Genomic DNA, 2031 nt, shown 5'->3' with positions numbered 1-2031 from the left:
CGGCCCTGACCCTCTCGCCGGGGGGCAGCCGCCAGCTCATCTACCTGATGCGGGCGGTCACCCCGGGCGAGTACGCCGTGCCCCTGACCCAGGTCGAGGACATGGTGCGCCCCGAGCTGCGCGCCCGTGGCGGTGAGGGGATCACCCGTACCCGCATCGTCCAGGCCCAATGAGAGAGTGGCTCGCTCTGGCTCAGGGGGCGTTTCGCGCCCTGAGCCGGCCACTGCGCAGGGGGGGGGGCACGCCTGCCCATCTGGGGTCGGCGTCTGCTGCTTGTCGGCGTGGGGGCGATACTCCTGTTGGCGACGGCCGACCGACTCTTCCCGCCGCCGCCCCTTGAGCCCGCGTTTGCCCGGGTGGTGCTCGACAAGGAGGGGCGCCCCCTGCGCGCCTTCGCCGACACCGGGGGCGTGTGGCGCTACCCGGTGACCCTGGGACAGGTGTCGCCCCGCTATCTGGAGGCGCTGATCGAGTACGAGGATCGCTACTTCTGGGTGCACCCGGGCGTCAACCCGGTCGCCATGGCCAGGGCGGTGGGCCAGTGGCTGCGCTACGGGCGGCCGATCTCCGGGGGCTCCACCCTCACCATGCAGGTGGCCAGGCTGCTCGAGCCCTACGATCGCTCCATTCCCGGCAAGATGCGCCAGATGCTGCGGGCCCTGCAGCTCGAGTGGCGCTACGACAAGCGCACCCTGCTCGGCGTCTACCTCAACCGCGCCCCCTTCGGTGGCAACCTCGAGGGGGTGCAGGCGGCGAGCTTTGCCTATCTGGGCAAGAGCGCGTCGCGTCTTACCCACGCCGAGGCGGCCCTGCTGGCGGTGTTGCCCCAGGCGCCGAGCCGCTACCGCCCCGACCGCCACCCCGAGCAGGCGCAAGGGGCGCGGGACAAGGTGATCGCCCGGCTGGTGGCGCGCGGTATCTGGCCGGCCCGGGTGCTGGCCGAGGCGCCCATGGAGCCGGTGCTGGCGCGAGGGCGCTTCACCCCCATGGAGGCGCCCCTGTTTGCCCGCCGGGCGGCGAGCCAGAGCGACGGGGCCCTGGTGCACACCCTGATCGACGGGGATCTGCAGCGCTTTTCCGAGCAGCGCATCGCCAACTGGATCAAGCGCTTTCCCGCCCGTACCTCGGCGGCCCTGCTGCTGGTGGAGAACGACACCATGGCGGTGCGCGCCTACGTGGGCAGCGCCGAGTACGGGGATCCGGCGCGCCACGGCTACCTCGACATGGTGCAGGCGGTGCGCTCGCCGGGCTCGACCCTCAAGCCCTTCATCTACGGCCTGGCCCTCGACGAGGGGCTGATCCATTCGGGTTCGCTGCTGACCGATGCGCCGCGCCTCGGGCAGGCCTATCGCCCCGGCAACTTCACCGGCGCCTTCGAAGGGCCGGTCTCGGTGCAAGAGGCCCTGCAGCGCTCCCTCAACGTGCCGGCGGTGCAGGTGCTCGAAGCCCTGGGGCCGGCACTCTTTGTCAATCGCCTCGATAACGCAGGGGTGCGTATGGCTCTTGGCGATGCTCCCAACCCCGCCATCGCCCTCGGGGCGGCGGGGCTGCGGCTCGAGCAGTTGGTGAGCCTCTACGGCGCCCTGGCACGGGAGGGGCAGGTGAGCCCCCTGCGTTGGCAGCCGGATCAGCCGCTGACCTCGCGCCCCCTGCTCTCGAAGGGGGCTGCTTGGGTCGTCTGGCGCATGCTGGCCGATCAGGGGCGTGCGGATCTCCCGTTTGCCGCCAACGCCACCGGACGCGGCAACCTGCTCGCCTGGAAGACCGGCACCAGCTATGGCTACCGGGACAGTTGGGCCATCGGGGTGTCACCGCGCTGGACGCTCGGGGTCTGGATCGGGCGCCCGGACGGTACGCCGCTGCCGGGGTACTTTGGTCAGAGTGCGGCGGTACCGCTGCTGCTCTCGGTTTACTCGCGGCTGCAAGAGCGCGGGGCGCCGCTGCCCCAGCCCAACGCCGTGAGTGAGGCGACCGTCTGCTGGCCCCTCGGACGTACCCTGGCCCACACCCCGGAAGGGGCATGCCAGCGGC

The 2031-nt window shown here is 71.7% G+C and carries 2 protein-coding genes; both read left to right on the top strand.

Translation table 11 applies throughout. The annotated features are described in order from the left end of the window. Positions 1-173 (top strand): alpha-2-macroglobulin family protein (locus tag BN1133_RS20565; RefSeq protein ID WP_197273653.1); only part of this gene is annotated, 173 nt, incomplete at its 5' end. A gap of 72 nt (positions 174-245) precedes the next feature. Then, positions 246-2031, top strand: a 1786-nt coding sequence (gene pbpC, locus BN1133_RS06715) for a penicillin-binding protein 1C (protein WP_082177938.1), incomplete at its 3' end; no start/stop codon positions are given.

The organism is Aeromonas schubertii, assembly GCF_000820105.1.
GTDB classification, from domain to species: domain Bacteria; phylum Pseudomonadota; class Gammaproteobacteria; order Enterobacterales; family Aeromonadaceae; genus Aeromonas; species Aeromonas schubertii.
This window is presented reverse-complemented; position numbering and strand designations above follow the sequence as displayed.